At 67.7% G+C, this 14,279-nt stretch carries 10 protein-coding genes; 1 reads left to right on the plus strand and 9 read right to left on the minus strand.

The genetic code is table 11. The features are described 5' to 3' along the window. Nucleotides 1–3 precede the first annotated feature (3 nt). The 8 genes from ASC93_RS22620 to ASC93_RS22655 form a co-directional block, all read right to left on the minus strand. Complete coding sequence (locus tag ASC93_RS22620) at nucleotides 4–2,070, minus strand: phosphocholine-specific phospholipase C (RefSeq protein ID WP_056447750.1); 2,067 nt, start codon at nucleotides 2,068–2,070, stop codon at nucleotides 4–6. Further along, nucleotides 2,067–3,821: a beta-galactosidase family protein gene (locus tag ASC93_RS22625; protein WP_056447752.1), complete on the minus strand. Its 1,755-nt coding sequence runs from the start codon at nucleotides 3,819–3,821 to the stop codon at nucleotides 2,067–2,069. Before ASC93_RS22625 ends, ASC93_RS22620 begins: the two co-directional genes overlap by 4 nt. Before the next feature lie 10 nt (nucleotides 3,822–3,831). Continuing rightward, nucleotides 3,832–6,696 (minus strand): TonB-dependent receptor, encoded by a 2,865-nt coding sequence (locus ASC93_RS22630; protein WP_056447754.1) that lies wholly within the window; start codon nucleotides 6,694–6,696, stop codon nucleotides 3,832–3,834. 105 nt (nucleotides 6,697–6,801) lie between these two features. Continuing rightward, complete coding sequence (locus ASC93_RS22635; RefSeq protein WP_157202080.1) at nucleotides 6,802–7,977, minus strand: glycoside hydrolase family 88 protein; 1,176 nt, start codon at nucleotides 7,975–7,977, stop codon at nucleotides 6,802–6,804. 88 nt (nucleotides 7,978–8,065) lie between these two features. Continuing rightward, nucleotides 8,066–9,682: an extracellular solute-binding protein gene (locus ASC93_RS22640; protein ID WP_082548270.1), complete on the minus strand. Its 1,617-nt coding sequence runs from the start codon at nucleotides 9,680–9,682 to the stop codon at nucleotides 8,066–8,068. After that, the gene (locus tag ASC93_RS22645; protein ID WP_082548271.1) at nucleotides 9,679–10,602 is read right to left on the minus strand and encodes a carbohydrate ABC transporter permease; all 924 of its coding nucleotides are present in this window, start codon (nucleotides 10,600–10,602) and stop codon (nucleotides 9,679–9,681) included. The genes ASC93_RS22640 and ASC93_RS22645 overlap by 4 nt, the downstream gene beginning before the upstream one ends. Nucleotides 10,603–10,606: 4 nt before the next feature. Beyond that, the gene (locus ASC93_RS22650; protein WP_056447762.1) at nucleotides 10,607–11,527 is read right to left on the minus strand and encodes a sugar ABC transporter permease; all 921 of its coding nucleotides are present in this window, start codon (nucleotides 11,525–11,527) and stop codon (nucleotides 10,607–10,609) included. Between the two features lies 1 nt (nucleotide 11,528). Then, the gene (locus ASC93_RS22655; protein WP_056447765.1) at nucleotides 11,529–12,581 is read right to left on the minus strand and encodes a LacI family DNA-binding transcriptional regulator; all 1,053 of its coding nucleotides are present in this window, start codon (nucleotides 12,579–12,581) and stop codon (nucleotides 11,529–11,531) included. Nucleotides 12,582–12,887: 306 nt separating this feature from the next. On the opposite strand from ASC93_RS22655, the gene ASC93_RS32375 reads away from it, so the two are divergent. Then, on the plus strand, nucleotides 12,888–13,583 hold the full coding sequence (locus tag ASC93_RS32375) for a PEP-CTERM sorting domain-containing protein (RefSeq protein ID WP_056447773.1): 696 nt from the start codon (nucleotides 12,888–12,890) through the stop codon (nucleotides 13,581–13,583). A gap of 47 nt (nucleotides 13,584–13,630) precedes the next feature. Here ASC93_RS32375 and ASC93_RS22665 read toward each other — a convergent pair whose 3' ends face one another. Next, the gene (locus ASC93_RS22665; protein ID WP_056448243.1) at nucleotides 13,631–14,206 is read right to left on the minus strand and encodes a cytochrome b; all 576 of its coding nucleotides are present in this window, start codon (nucleotides 14,204–14,206) and stop codon (nucleotides 13,631–13,633) included. Between the last annotated feature and the right edge of the window lie 73 nt (nucleotides 14,207–14,279).

Below are 14,279 nucleotides of genomic sequence, written 5' to 3' on the forward strand. Positions count from 1 at the left end.
CTGCTACCAGGGTTGAGTGGACGCGAGGGTCATCGCGGGATCGCTGGTGCCGTCGTAGCCGGTCTCGACGCGGCCGGCGAAGCGCCATGCGGCATCGCCGCTGCGCACGACGGCGTCGTACCACGGGCCGGGCAGCGCCACGCGTTCGACGGCGTGTGCCGCCAGCGCGATCGTGCGCGGTGCCGGGTCGGCGTACGCGAGCATCGTCAGGACCGCTTCGCGCGGGGCATCCGCGCCGTTGCGCAGTTCGAGCACGACGCGGTCGCCGTCGCGCATGGCCCGCACAAGGATGGCCGGCACGCCGGTGCCGCGCAGGCCCCGATGGAAACCGTTCGGCCCGAGGATCCACAGATCGTAGGCCCCGGCAGGCGGCACCTTGACCGGCACGGCGCTCGCAACGACGGGTGGTGCGGTCCACACGTCGGCCAACTGCTTGCCCGCCTCCACCGTGTAGCGGCGCGGGATGCGGCCGAGGCGCAGGCGGTCGTACACATGGAACACGGCGCCGGCCGTGCCCGCGTTCGCGAAGGCGAGCGCGACGCCGTCCGGGCGCGGTTCGGCCAGCGCTTCGAGGTAGTAAGGCAGCGCGCGCGACGGCCGCGTGCCCGGCTCCTGGCGCGGCGCCGCCTGCGCGGTCTCCGCCGGCACCTCGATGCCGGGCGTGGCGCGCTGGCGCATCCGCTCGGCGTCGGCCTGCGCCGTGCCGTAGACGGGCAGGCGCGGCGCCGACGCGTCGGGCGACGCGAAGTCGAAGCAGCTCGTCAGGTCGCCGCAGACGGCGCGCCGCCAGGCACTGATGTTCGGCTCCATCACGCCGAAGCGGGTTTCGAGGAAGCGCAGGATCGACGTATGGTCGAACACCTGCGAATTCACCCAGCCGCCCTTGCTCCACGGGGACATCACGAGCATCGGCACGCGCGGACCGAGGCCGTACAGCCTGCCGTCGCGATGGCATTCGTCGGCGCAGCCGATGGTCGACAGCCCCGCGCGCGTGCCGTCCGGCGCGAACGCGGGCGGCGCCGGCGGCGGCGCGTGGTCGAAGAACGCATCGTTCTCGTCGTACATCTGCAGGAACACGGTGCCGCTCCAGACGTCGGGGTCGGCGAGCAGCGCTTCCAGCACCTGCAAGGTATAGGCGCCGCCCTGCACGGGCGTGGACGGCCCCGGATGCTCGCTGTACAGGCGCGGCGGAATGATCCAGCTGACCTGCGGCAGGCGGCCGTTCACGACGTCGTCGCGCAGGCCATCCAGCGTGGCGTCGCGCAAGGTCGTCGATAAACCCTTGTCCGCCAGCGCACACGGACGCGCGGCGTACGCCTCGCGGAAGCTTCTGAACGTCTCCAGCATATTGCAGCCGTAGTTGTCCGCCATGTCGTTGTAGACCTTCCAGCTGACGCCCGCCGCCTCCAGGCGCTCCGCGTACGTGGTCCACGTGAAGCCCTGCTCGACGGGGCCGAAGCCTTCCATGCGGTTGTCGATGGCGGGACCGCCGTGGCGCCCGGACGGGTCGTTCGTCCCCGTCATCATGAACAGGCGGTTCGGGTTCGTGCCACCCTGCAGCGAGCAGTGATACGCGTCGCACACTGTGAAGGCATCGGCCAGCGCGAACTGCACGGGCAGCTCGGCGCGCGTGTAATAGGCCATCGCCGCATCGGTCTTGGCGCGCGGCCAGGCGTTCAGGCGGCCGTCGTCCCAGGCGGCCTGCGCGTCCGGCCACGTGTGCGGCAAGTCCAGCGCGGGCTGCGCGTTGCCGGCGCCGGCATCGAGCCGGTACGGCATCACGATGCGGCGGCCGTTGTGCTGCTGCCAGACCGTGCGGCCGTCGCGCACCGGGATCGCCATGCGGTCGCCGAAGCCGCGCACGCCGGCCAGCGTGCCGAAATAATGGTCGAACGAGCGGTTTTCCTGCATCAGGATGACGACGTGGCGCACGTCGGCGATGCTGCCGCCCGTCCCATCCTTGCGGCGCGCCGGCACTGCCAGCGCCTCGCGCAGCAGCGGCGGCATCGCCTCGAGGACGGCGGCGGCGGTGGCGCTCCCGAGGAAGCGGCGGCGTGAAAGACTGGTCATGCTTCTCCCCTGTCCGCATGCAGCGCCGCCGTGCGGCACGCGCTGCCATGCTGTTCGAACACGATCAATTCGTTGCGGCCTTGCCTGAGCAGCGGCGCCGGCACGTACAGGCGGCGCTGCGGACCGCGCTCCCAGTAGCGGCCGAGATTGAAGCCGTTCAGCCACGCCACGCCCTTCGTCCAGCCGGACAGGTCGAGGAAGCAATCGCCGGGCGCCGCCACGTCGAATACCGCGCGGTGAAAGCCCGGCCGATTCCTCGGTTCGCCGCCGTACGCGTCAAAACTTAACACGTCCAGATGACGCAACGATAACGGGATCATCTCCCAGTGATACAGCTTGTTGATGCCGAGCCTGACCCAGCCCAGCAGCCCTTTGCGGTCCTGCAGGTCCGGGCCGTAGTTCACGCGGCCCTGGTTTTCGACGAGCAGTTCGACGACGCAGGCGCCGCCCGGCAGCGCGACGTCGATGGCGAGGTCGCCGTCACGTTCCAGCACGCCCGCCGGCACGCCGTCGACGAAGACCTGGGCGCGGTCGTGCAAGCGCTCGGCGGACAGCCGCACGACGCCGGCCGGATGGCGCGCGCGGGTGCGGTACAGCGTGTAGCCATAGTCCTGGCCCAGCGCTTCCATCGAGCGCGGCGCGACCGCTTCGATGGTCGGGCCCAGCCGCGCCGCGTTGTCCGCCAGCGACGCATGGTCGGTGAAGCGGATGGGATCGAGCTCGATCCGCGGCACCGGCGCCGGCAAGGCCAGCGGCGGCAGGTCGACGTACTTGCCGATCACGCGCCGGAACGCGTGGTACTTCGGCGTCGGTTCGCCGTCCTCGCTCAGCGGCGCGTCGTAGTCGTACGAATTCACCGTCGGCTGGTAGCGGCGCGTCTCCAGGTCCGTGTTCGCGCCGTTCATGAAGCCGAAGCTCGTCCCGCCGTGGAACATGTAGACGTTGACGGACGCCCCGGCCGCGAGGATCTCGTCCAGCGCGGCGGCGGCGTCCTCCGCGTCGCGCGTGTGATGCGGCTCGCCCCAGTGGTCGAACCAGCCGTTCCAGAATTCCATGCACATCAGCGGCGCGTCGGGCTGGTAGCGGCGCAGCGTGGCGAACTCGCCGTCCGCGCGCGAACCGAAGTTGGCCGTCTTCCACACGCCGTCCAGCGTGCCGTGCGTGAGCATGTGGTCCGTCGCGCCGTCGGACGTGAACAGCATCGTCTCGACGCCCAGTTCCAGCATCAGGTCGCGCAGCCAGGCCAGGTATGCCCGGTCGCTGCCGTAGCTGCCGTACTCGTTCTCGACCTGCATCGCGATGACCGGGCCGCCGCGCTGGATCTGCAGCGGCAGCAGCCGTGGCAGCAGCGCTTCGTAGAACCGGCGCACGGCCGCGAGGTAGGGCGGATAACAGCAGCGTACCTCCATGTCCGGGTCCGCCAGCAGCCAGGCCGGCAGGCCGCCGAATTCCCATTCGGCGCAGATGAACGGGCCCGGCCGCACGATCACGTACAGGCCCAGCGCCTGCGCCGTCGCGACGAAGCGCACGAGATCCGCCATGCCGTCGAAGTCGAATTCGCCGGGACGCGGCTCGTGCACGTTCCACGCGACGTAGGTCTCGACCGTGTTGAGGCCCATCGCTTGCAGCTTCCTCAGCCGGTCTTCCCAGTACGCGGGCGGGATGCGGAAGTAGTGCATCGCGCCGGACAGGATCCGGAAGGGCCGCCCGTCCAGCTGGAAGCCGTTGCCCTCGATACGAAAATCACCCATGTCCCGCCTTTCAATACTTGAAGCGCGCGCCGAAATAGTACTGGCGCCCGCTGCTGTGCAAGGCCGTCGTCGCGGCGAACGGGATGTTCGCGTCCGCGGCGTTGTAGTAGCGCAGCGTCGGATTGTTCAGGTTCAGGCCCTCGAACGTGAGCGTGATCGCCTCGGTCAGCGAGTAGTTGAGCGAGGCCGCGACGGTGCCCGAAGCCGCCGCATAGTTCTGCGACAGACCATACAAGCCGGTGCGCGCGGCGCCGCGCCACGAGTACACGAGGCGCGCGCTGAACTTGTCGTTCTCGTAGAAGCCGCCGGCCGTGTACGAGTTGCGCGACGCGCCCAGCATCGGCAGGCCGCTCGCCTCTTTCGCGTCGACGTACGTGTAGTTGGCCTGGATGCCGAAGCCGCCCCACACGGGTTGCTCGTAACCGAATTCGATGCCCTTCGAACGTCCGGTCGTCATCACCGGCGAGCTGACCACCGTGCTCACGACCTGCGGCCCGCCGAGCGACGCCGGCACGGCCGTGTTGAGCAGCTGCTGCGTCGACGTGCCCGAACCGACCAGCGCGTCGAAGTCGATGTAGAACAGCTGCGCCGACAACAGGCTGCGCGGCTGGAAGTACCACTCGACGCCCAGGTTGTAGTTGTTCGCGAGGACGGGGCCGAGCTTGGCGTTGCCGCCCGACGCGGTGGACACCGGAATCGCCGCCGGGTTGTAGGCGAAGCCGCTGATGCTGGCGCCGAGCGCGCTGTAGTCCGGGCGCGACATCACGCGCGCCGCCGCCGTGCGCAGCACGAGATCCTTCGTCGCGTCGTACACGAGGTTCATGCTGGGCAGCGCCTTGGTGTAACTGGAATCCGTCGTCAGCGTGTAGAAGTTGCCGAAGCGTGAACCGGTCGTGAGCGTGCCGCCCGCGGGCACGAAGCCCGCGCAGGCGGTCGCCTGTGCCGCGCTGCCGTACGTGATGCCGTTGGTGGCCGTGGGCACGCCGCACGGCAGGCCCGTGTTCGTCGTCACGCTGGTTTCCGTGCGCACGAGGCGCACGCCCGCGTTACCGCGCCAGCGGTCGCTGCCGAAGCGCGCCATCACATAGCCGGACTTCACTTTTTCCTTGACGGTGAAGACGCCGGCCACCGGCTTGTTGAAGGCATCGTTGGCGTTCAGGTTGGCCTGCGACCAGGCCACCACCGCATCCGGGGAGATATAGGGCCCGGTGGCGCCCGTCGCTCCCAGGTTGCTGCCGAAGTCGGAGGGAAACTGCGCACCGCCCCAGCCGATGACGGGCAGCGACGCGGCCGACACCTGGCCGTTCTGCGCGGCGTTCTCCGGCAGGCCGGCTTTCAGCGGGCGGGTGCCGGTGCGCTTGTGATCGGAACCGCGCACGCCAACCTTGACGCTGTTGACGAAGCCGCTCTCGAAGCTGTACTCGGCGTCGAGCTGGCCGTAGTGCTCGCGGTCTTCGCTGTGCTGCAGGCTGTAGCTCTGGTCCGCGCCGGAATTGCCGGGGTTCGACGTCAGGTTCGCGGCCGCCGCGCCGTTCGGCAGCAGCACCGTCACCGGGTCGTTCGGGCCGTTGTAGACATAGCCGGTCGCGGTATTCGGCAGGAACGCATAGTTCCAGTACAGGTAAGTGTCGCCCTCGGCCTTCGTGCTGCCGCCGCGGCCCGTCACGCGCAGGGCGTCGTTGACGCGCCATTTGAAGTCGACGTTTTCATAGCCCGTGCGCGACGCGGCGCTCGGGTTGACCTGCGATTCCAGCTGCGTGCCCGTGGCCGCGCCGGTGTTGTCGAACTGCGCGGACGTCACGGCGCCGTTCGCGACGGTCACATTGGTCGGCACCACGCCGCCGGCGATCGAGTTCGTGGGACGCATGACGAAGCGGTTGTTGGCATAGCTGGCGTCCAGCTTGGAGCGGAAGATGTCGGCGTTGATCGTGAAGTCGTCCGTCACCTTGAACTCCGCGCCGAGCAGGCCGCCGGTGCGCTTGCGCTGCTGCTGGAACAGGCTCTCGATCACTTCCGAGACGAACGGCGTGCCCGCGAGCGCGCCGCCGTTGGCCCTGCCCGCATTCGTCGCGGCGCCGATGCGGCCCCACGTGATCTGCTGGCTGTCGCGCCGCACGTTGCGCTTCTGGTCGAACACCTGCAGCATGACCCCGGCCGTGCGGTTCGCGTTGGTCCAGTTGAGGAAGGCCGCCAGCTGCGGGTTCGTCTTGCCGGCCAGGTCGGAGTACACGCCCTGCACGCTCGCTTCCGCGCTGAAGGGTTTCTTGCCGTCGAGCGGACGGCGCGTGATGATGTCGACGGCACCCGCGACGCCGCCCTCGACCTGGTCCGCTTCCGCGCTCTTGTGCACGATGACCTGGCTGACGATCTCGGACGGCAGCAGCAGGAAGCTGACGCTGCGCGCCGCGCCCGAACCGCTGGAGCCGGCGCCGCCGGCCAGCTGGTCGCTCGCGTCCCAGTCGGCCGTCGCGACCGAGTGGCCGTTGATTGTCGTGAGCGACAGGCTGGGGCTCGTGCCGCGCATGCTCACGCGGTCGTTCTCGTCGTAGCCGCCCTGCCCGCCGCTGCCGGCCAGCGTGTTCACGCCGGGGAGCTTCTGCAGCGCGTCGGCCACGTTCTTGTCGGGCATCTTGCCCACGTCTTCCGCCGTCACGACTTCGCTCATCGTGTCGTTGTTGCGCTTCTTTTCCAGCGACTTCTGCTTCGACGCGCGGATGCCCGTCACTTCGACCTGCTGGACCGCCGGGCCGTCATGCGCCGTCTGCGCGGTCTGCGCCGAGGCGCTGGCCGTCGCGCCGAGGATGGCGCAGGCGACGGCGATCGCCATCGGGTTCAACGGGTGGTGCACATCGTAAGTCTTGTTATTCGCTGCCATCTCCATCTCCTGTCTTGGATTCCACGATATCACTGCTGTCCCGGGCGCGGTATATCGCGCCCGCCCTTGCCGCCATGCGGCGCTTCTTATGTCACCTTGTATGTCCTACCAGTAGCCGTTCGCGCCGTGCAGCACGCGCGCCAGCGCCTCCAGATAGAAGTAGTCGCCCCACAAACTCGGTTCGTCGACGCCCTGCCCGTGCGGCTTGCTGTACACGCCGTGCAGCAGCAGCGCATTGCTGGCCGGCGCCCGCGCCGCACAATGCGTGACGAGGCCGCGCAGCATGTGCAGCGCCGCGGCGCGATAACGCTCGGCACTCGCCTCGTCTCCGGTCAGGTGATCCGCCAGTTCGAGCAGGCCGCATGCGGCGATCGCGCTGGCGGAGCTGTCCCACGGTTCGCCGCTGCCCGGGCCGAACGCGAGATCCCAGTACGCGATGCCGTTCGGCGGCACGTGCGCGATGAAGTAATCGGCCTGGCGCATCGCGACCGCCAGCAGGCCGAGATCAGGCGCGTGCCGGTGATTCAGCGCGAAGCCGTACATGCCCCAGGCCTGCCCGCGCGCCCAGCACGAATCGTCGGCCAGGCCCTGCGCCGTGCTGCCGTACAGCGGCGCGCCCGTCTCCGGATCGAAGTGGTACGTATGAAAGCTCGAATCGTCGGCGCGCACGAGGAAGTCGCGCGAGCGCTCCAGGTGGCTCAGCGCGGCGTCGCGGTAGCGCGCGTCGCCGCCGGCGCTGCCGGCCCAGTGCAGCAGCGGGAGATTCATCAGGCAGTCGATGATCATGCGGCCGCGCTGGGCCGGATCATCGAGGTCGCCCCAGGCCTGGATGATCCCGGCGCGCGGCAGGTAGCGCCGCATCAGGTAGTCGGCGGCGCCCAGCGCGACCGTGCGCGCGTGCGCGTCGCCGCGGATGCGCCACGCCGCCACGCACGACGGCATGTACAGGAAGCCCAGGTCGTGGTGATCGATCTGGATGCGCCGTTCCAGGCGCGCCTCGAAACTCGCCAGGTGCGCATGCGCGGCGGCGCGGAAGGCCGACTGGCCCGACAGCTCGTGGGCGAGCCACAGCATGCCGGTCCAGAAACCCGTGGTCCAGCCGGAGTTGGCGCCGTCCGGATAGTCGAGCCAGCGGCGCGGCCGGTAGCGGTCTTGCGGCGCCGTATCGTCGGGGAAGCGCGCGCCGAATTCGGCCAACGTGCCCTCCAGTTGGGCCAGGGCCTGGTCCAGGGCGCCGCGGAACAGGTCCCGGTCGGCGGCGTTGAGTGGAAGTGTCGTCATGTTCATTGGACTGGTATGAAATGGAATCGGCACGCGAAACCGTTAACGTTAACAGATCGGGCCGCGAATTCAGCGGCAGGCGCTTGCGTCATGGTTGCTCCCGCGTCGGCTGGATCGCCTTGCTGTCATAGCGGTCGAGCGCGCGCTGCATCGCGGCGACGACGAACGGCAGGCCGGCCTGGTCGAGCTTGCGCCGATACGCATCGAAGTGCTCCAGCGGCTCGCGGCCCGTGATGAAGCGCGTCGTCATCTCCGCCACATAGATCTTCATGTCGCTCATGATCGCGTTGAACTTGCGCGCATCGAGGCTCGCCACTTCGAGCGGCGGCAGCAGCAGCTCGGTCGACGCATCGGACCACGTGCGCACGGCCTCCAGTTGCTCTGGCATCGAATAGAACTGGCGCAGGTAGCGCACGTCCTGCACGAGCGGACCTTGCTGCGGGCGGGCGTGGGCGAAGATCGCCTCGGCCACGGACAGCTTCGGGTTCTTCATGACGATATCCGTGTAGCGCGGCTCGCCGTTCACCATCGTGTAGCTGACGCCCTCGCGGCCGAAGCTCAACGTGAGGCCGCCGGCCGCCGAATAGCCGTAGTCGAGGAATTTCACGGTCTCCACGACGTGATGGTTGTTCGGCGTGATGGCGGCGCCGACGCCCATGTACTCCTCGCCCGCTTCCGGCCACGTGACGTAGCGCTTGCCCGCGGGGCCCTGCGGATACGGCGTCGCCACCAGTTTGAAGCCGGGGAAGCGCGCGCGGTTCATGGCCGTGAAGCGCGCCAGGCCGCTGCCGTTGTAGCCCGCGTACGCGCCGACGAGGCCATTCGTCATCTTGGCGTCGAACTGGCGCTCCGTCTGCGCCAGGTAGTCCGGGTCGAGCAGGCCTTCGCGATACCACTGGCGCATCGTTGCGAGGAAGTCGCGGTAGGCCGGCTGCGCGGGGCTGTAGCAGACCTTGGTGCCGCAGCGGTAGAACTCGGGCGCGAGGCCGAAGCCGCCGAGGAACACCCACAGCGGCGGCGGCAGGCCGGGCACGGTCTTCTCGCCCGGGATCGTCAGCGCGGAAAACGGAATCTCGTCGGCGATCCCGTTGCCGTTCGGGTCGCGCGTCCTGAATGCCTTCAGCACGCGATACCAGTCGGCCATCGTGGACGGCTGCCGCAGGCCCAGTTTATCGAGCCAGTCCTGGCGCACCTGCGGACCCCACACGCTGCGCACCTGCGGGTCGATGCGCAGCATGGGAAAGGCGTAGATCGTGCCGTCGTCCGTGCTGATCTGGCGGTAGACCTCGGGGTGCTTGTCGAGCAGCGCCTGCAGGTTCGGCGCGTAGCGGCGGATCAGGTCATTGAGCGGGATGACGACGCCATCCTTCAAGGCCTTGCTCGATCCGCCCGGATAGCCGAACCAGTCGGCCTCGATGACGTCCGGGTAGTTGCCCGACACGAGCAGCAGGTTGAAGCGCTCGCGTTCCGCGCCCAGCGGCGGATGCTGGAAATCGACCGTGATGCCGGTGCGCTCCGCCAGCACGTGGTAGGCGCTCTGTTCGCCGTACGACTTCAGCGAGACGGCCGCCTTGCCATTGAAGTTGGCGAACCACGTCAGGTGCAGCGACTGCTTCACGATCGGTAGCAGGATCGGCTCCGGCGCGGACCGCGCGCAATCCGTTAACGTTACCAGCATCAGCGCAAGAAGACAGGCTTTTTTCATTCCTTGATCCCTCCCGTCAGGACGCCCTTCACGAACCAGCGCTGCAGGAACGGGTACACCGCCAGCACGGGAATCGTGGCCACCACGACGGTGGCGTACTTGATCGTGTTCGACAGCGCCTCGCGGCCGACGGCCTCGCCCGTCATCATCGAATCCGTGCTGCCGGAGACGAGGATCTCGCGCAGCACCAGCTGGATCGGGAACAGGTCGCGGTCGGAGAGATAGATCATCGAATAGAAGTAGCCGTTCCAGTGGCTGACCGCATAGAACAGGCCGACGACGGCGATGGTCGGCATGCACAGCGGGACGTACACGCGCAGCAGGATCGTGAAGTCGCCGGCGCCGTCGATGCGCGCCGCCTCTTCGTAATCCTTGGGCACGGCGTTGAACGCGGCGCGCAGGATGATCAGGTTCCACGCGCTGACGGCGAACGGCAGGATGATGGCCCAGCGCGAATTGAGCAGGCCCAGGTCGCGCACGAGCAGGTAGTTGGGCACCAGCCCGCCGGAAAAGAACATGGTGAACACGATCAGCACCATGAACGCCTTTTCCAGCGGCAGCCGCTTGCGCGACAGGGCGTATGCGCCGCAGCAGGTCAGCACGAGGTTGAGCGCGGTGCCGCCGACGACGATCACGAGCGTGTTGAAGAAACCGCTGCGCACCATCGGGTTGTCCCACACGCGATGGAAGGCCTCCAGCGAAAAACCGCGCGGCAGCAGCATGAAGCCGCGGTTGGCCATCAGCGCGACGGGGTCGGACAGCGACGCGATCAGCACGTAATAGAACGGGTAGAACGTGATGAAGCACAGCGCCAGCAGCACGGCCGCGTTGGCGGCGTCGAAGGCGGCGGAACCCCAGCCCTGGCGCGGGCGCCAGGCGCGGACTTCGGGTTCGGAACGGGAGAGGACTCGGGTCGTCATGGCATCACCAGATGCTGGTGCCGGACCAGCGCCGGCTCAGCTTATTCGCCACCACCAGCAGGACCATGGCGACGGCGGAGTTGAACAGGCCCACGGCGGCCGCATAGCTGTAGTTCGCATCGAGGATGCCGTGGCGGTACACATAGGTCGAGATCACGTCGGCCGTCTCGTACGTGGCCGGGTTGTAGAGCAGGATGATCTTTTCGAAGCCGACCGTCATCATCTGGCCCAGGCGCAGCACGAGCAAGGTGGCGATGATGGGCAGGAGGCCCGGCAGGGTGATGTGGCGCAGACGCTGCCAGCGGTTGGCGCCGTCGATGCGCGCGGCTTCGTACAAGGTCGGGTTGATGCCCGCCAGCGCGGCCAGGTAGATGATCGAGCCCCAGCCCACGCTCTGCCAGATCTCGGACCCGACGTACACCGTGCGGAACCAGTCCGGATCGTTCATCACGGCCTGCGGCGTGCCGCCGAGGCTCGCGACGATCTGGCCGATCACGCCGTCGCGCGCAAAAAAGTCCAGCAGCATGCCGCTGACGACGACGACGGAAATGAAGTGCGGCAGGTACGTGACGGTCTGGACGAACTGGCGGAAGCGCGTGCCCGTGAGTTCGTTGAGCAGCAGCGCCAGCACGATCGGCGCGGGAAAGCCGACGAGGACGTCGTACACGTTGATCAGGATGGTGTTCGAAATGACGCGGCCGACGAACAGGCTGTCGAAGAACTGGCGGAACCAGTCCAGGCCGACCCACGGGCTGCCGTGGATGCCGGACGCCGGATTGAAATCCTTGAACGCGATGATGGCGCCCGCCATCGGCACGTACTGGAACACGATGAAGTACGCGAGCACGGGCGCCAGCATCACGTACACGCTGCGGTTGCGCGCCAGTTCGCGCGCGATGCGTTGGGAGCGGGAGAGCGGGTCCATGTCAGGCCGCTTCGCGCAACGGTGCCGCGGCGGTGGATTCGCGCACCACCAGCTCGCAGGGGAATTCGATGCGGTGCTGCTGCCCTTCCGCGTGGTTGATGCGGCGGACCAGTTCAGCCACCGCGGCTGCGCTGATGTCCGCCAGCGGCTGGCGCAAGGTCGTCAGGCGCGGGTGCAGCAGCGACGCGGCGGGGATGTCGTCGAAGCCGACCACCGACACGTCGTCCGGAACGGCGAGGCCGAGCGAATGCGCGGCGTTGATCGCGCCGATCGCCATGTCGTCGTTGGCCGCGAAGATCGCGGTGGGCGGGTCCGGCAGGCGCAGCAGCTTCCCGGCCGCCTCGAAGCCGGAGCCCTGGCCGAAGTCGCCCTGCGCGACGAGCGTGCGGTCGCTGCGGATGCCGGCCTTGCGCAGCGCCGCCTTGTAGCCGCGCTCGCGCTCCTGGCTCTGGCCCGTGTGCTGCGAACCGGCGATGAAGCCGATGCGGCGGTGGCCCAGCGCCAGCAGGTGCTCGGCCGCGGCCACGCCGCCCGCGTAGTTGGCGCCGCTGACGACGGGCAGGGTCGTATCGGTGCGGCAGTAGTTGACGAGGACCGTCGGCTGGCTGCTCGCCTCGAGGAATTCGATATAGCCGTCCGACAGGCGCGGCAGCACAAACAGCAGGCCGTCGCAGTGGTTGCGGATCATCTGCTGCACGCCGCTGCGGCCGGACGCGCCGATCTCGTCGATCGAGTTGTAGATGATCAGGTCCATGCCGCACTTGCGCAGGCTGACGCTGACCGCGCCGACGATCTCGTTGATCACCGTCGACAGCAGGTCGTTGACCAGCACGCCGATCACGTTCGTGCGGCTGCCCTTCATCATGCGCGCCGACAGGTTCGGCGTGTAACCCAGTTCGCGCGCGGCGGCCAGCACCTTTTCGCGCGTCTTCTCGGCCACGTAGCCTTCCCCGCTCATGGCGCGCGACACCGTCATGACCGACACGCCGGCCTTGCGCGCCACGTCGTGCGACGTGACGTGCGCGGCGCCGCCGCTGTTCTTCGTCTCCGGCATTCCCTGTTCTCCGTCGTGTTTTTGTTCGAATAGGTTAACGTTACCAGATTTTTCCGAAAACGCAACGGACATTTTGCTCGGCATCGAAAAAGCGCGCGACTTGCGCGCCCTGCTGTTGCATCGCCCTCGTCGGCCCGCTCGGCTGGCGGGCGAAGAAGCGCGGCGGCGGCTCCCGAGATTACATGTCGAAATTATTTACATTAAATTTCTATTTTCTTTGAGAAATCTCATAACCCTTTGATTTTTAAGCCATGGCACGGACATTGCTTAATTAATTGCAACAAATATTAATTAAAGGAACTAAAAATGTCCTTCAAGAATGTTGCAATCACCCTCCTGCTGGCCCTCGGCGCCGTCCAGGCCAACGCCGCCGTCCTGACCCTCGGCGACATGGCCAACGATGGCAGTTATTCGTCGGACTGCACGTTCTGGTGCGTCGCCCGCTACCAGCAGGTGTACAAGGCGTCGGCGCTGCCGTCGGGCGCGATCGGCATCGACCAGGTCAGCTTTTTCGCCAGCCCGAACAATGGCTCGTCCTGGAACGGCACGTCGACGTGGCGCATGACGCTGTCGACCACGACGAAGGCGGTCGGCGGCCTGAGCGCAACGTTCGACGGCAACGTCGGTGCCGATGCCAAGGTCTTCGATACCGAAACGTTCAGCGGTCCGAACAGCTTCGGTTCCCTGATCAGCTTCAACGGCCAGTTCAATTACGATGCGTCGATGGGTAACCTGCTCGTGGATATCGTGCGCATTTCCGGTTCGGCGCAAGGCGTCGGCGTGGAAGCCAATTATCTTCCCGCGGGTGTGTTCGACCGCGCATACGCGTTCAGCAGCGATGTGACGGCCGAGGGCGTTAACCAGAACTATGGCAACCGCACGCAGTTCCGGTACGGCGCGCCGGTGGTGACGCAAGCCGTTCCCGAACCCGCCAGTATCGCCCTGCTGGGCCTCGGGCTCGCCGGCCTGGTGGGCAGCCGCCGCAAGTCGAAACGGGCCTGAACTGCCGCGACGCGGTGCCGGCGACGGGAGCTTCGGCTCCCGTTTTTTCATTGCCGACCTGGTTCGCCGCGCGCCTTGCGGCCGAGCGACATGCGGCGAAAGACGCCATCCCTGTCGATCAGTGCATGCTTGAGCGCGCCCGCCACGTGCGCAACGATGAGGGCCGCGAAGAGCCACGCGATGACGGCGTGGATGCCGAAAAAGCGTTCGGCGAGGTCGTGGTCCGGCGCCGCCCACGCGGGCAGCGGCAGGCCGAAGAACGCCGGCGGATGTTTCTGGTGCGACGCGCCCAGGTAGCCGGTCAACGGCATCGCCACCAGACAGGCGTACAGCGTCCATTCGACCAGGTTCGCGAGGGTGCGCTCCCACGGCGCCACGCTTGCCGGCAGCGGCGCGGGCGGATGCGCCAGGCGCCAGCCGAGGCGCACGGCCACCAGGACGAACACCATCAGGCCGACGGATTTGTGCAGGTCGAACAGGGCGCCGGCACCGGGGTCGTCCTCCATCGTCATCATGGTCCAGCCCAGGCCGAGCTGGCACACGATGAGCACGGCCACGATCCAGTGCAGGAGCCGGGCCGTGAGGGCGAAGCGCCAGGTGTTCCGGGCAGGGTCGGTGTGCATGTCGCTGACCTCCTTGACGATCGCGCCGTACGCGCCGTACGCGCGCAGGCAACCCGACGATACTTCTTTTCGC

Source organism: Massilia sp. Root335, assembly GCF_001425685.1.
In the GTDB taxonomy this organism is placed as follows: domain Bacteria; phylum Pseudomonadota; class Gammaproteobacteria; order Burkholderiales; family Burkholderiaceae_D; genus Telluria; species Telluria luteola.

What these genes read in the sequence shown, in the direction of transcription:
- ASC93_RS22640 (WP_082548270.1), bottom strand. Translation starts at nt 9,682, where the DNA reads ATGAAAAAAGCCTGTCTTCTTGCGCTGATGCTGGTAACGTTAACGGAT.
- ASC93_RS22650 (WP_056447762.1), bottom strand. Translation starts at nt 11,527, where the DNA reads ATGGACCCGCTCTCCCGCTCCCAACGCATCGCGCGCGAACTGGCGCGC.
- ASC93_RS22655 (WP_056447765.1), bottom strand. Translation starts at nt 12,581, where the DNA reads ATGCCGGAGACGAAGAACAGCGGCGGCGCCGCGCACGTCACGTCGCAC.
- ASC93_RS22620 (WP_056447750.1), bottom strand. Translation starts at nt 2,070, where the DNA reads ATGACCAGTCTTTCACGCCGCCGCTTCCTCGGGAGCGCCACCGCCGCC.
- ASC93_RS22635 (WP_157202080.1), bottom strand. Translation starts at nt 7,977, where the DNA reads ATGACGACACTTCCACTCAACGCCGCCGACCGGGACCTGTTCCGCGGC.
- ASC93_RS22665 (WP_056448243.1), bottom strand. Translation starts at nt 14,206, where the DNA reads ATGCACACCGACCCTGCCCGGAACACCTGGCGCTTCGCCCTCACGGCC.
- ASC93_RS22645 (WP_082548271.1), bottom strand. Translation starts at nt 10,602, where the DNA reads ATGACGACCCGAGTCCTCTCCCGTTCCGAACCCGAAGTCCGCGCCTGG.
- ASC93_RS22625 (WP_056447752.1), bottom strand. Translation starts at nt 3,821, where the DNA reads ATGGGTGATTTTCGTATCGAGGGCAACGGCTTCCAGCTGGACGGGCGG.
- ASC93_RS22630 (WP_056447754.1), bottom strand. Translation starts at nt 6,696, where the DNA reads ATGGCAGCGAATAACAAGACTTACGATGTGCACCACCCGTTGAACCCG.
- ASC93_RS32375 (WP_056447773.1), top strand. Translation starts at nt 12,888, where the DNA reads ATGTCCTTCAAGAATGTTGCAATCACCCTCCTGCTGGCCCTCGGCGCC.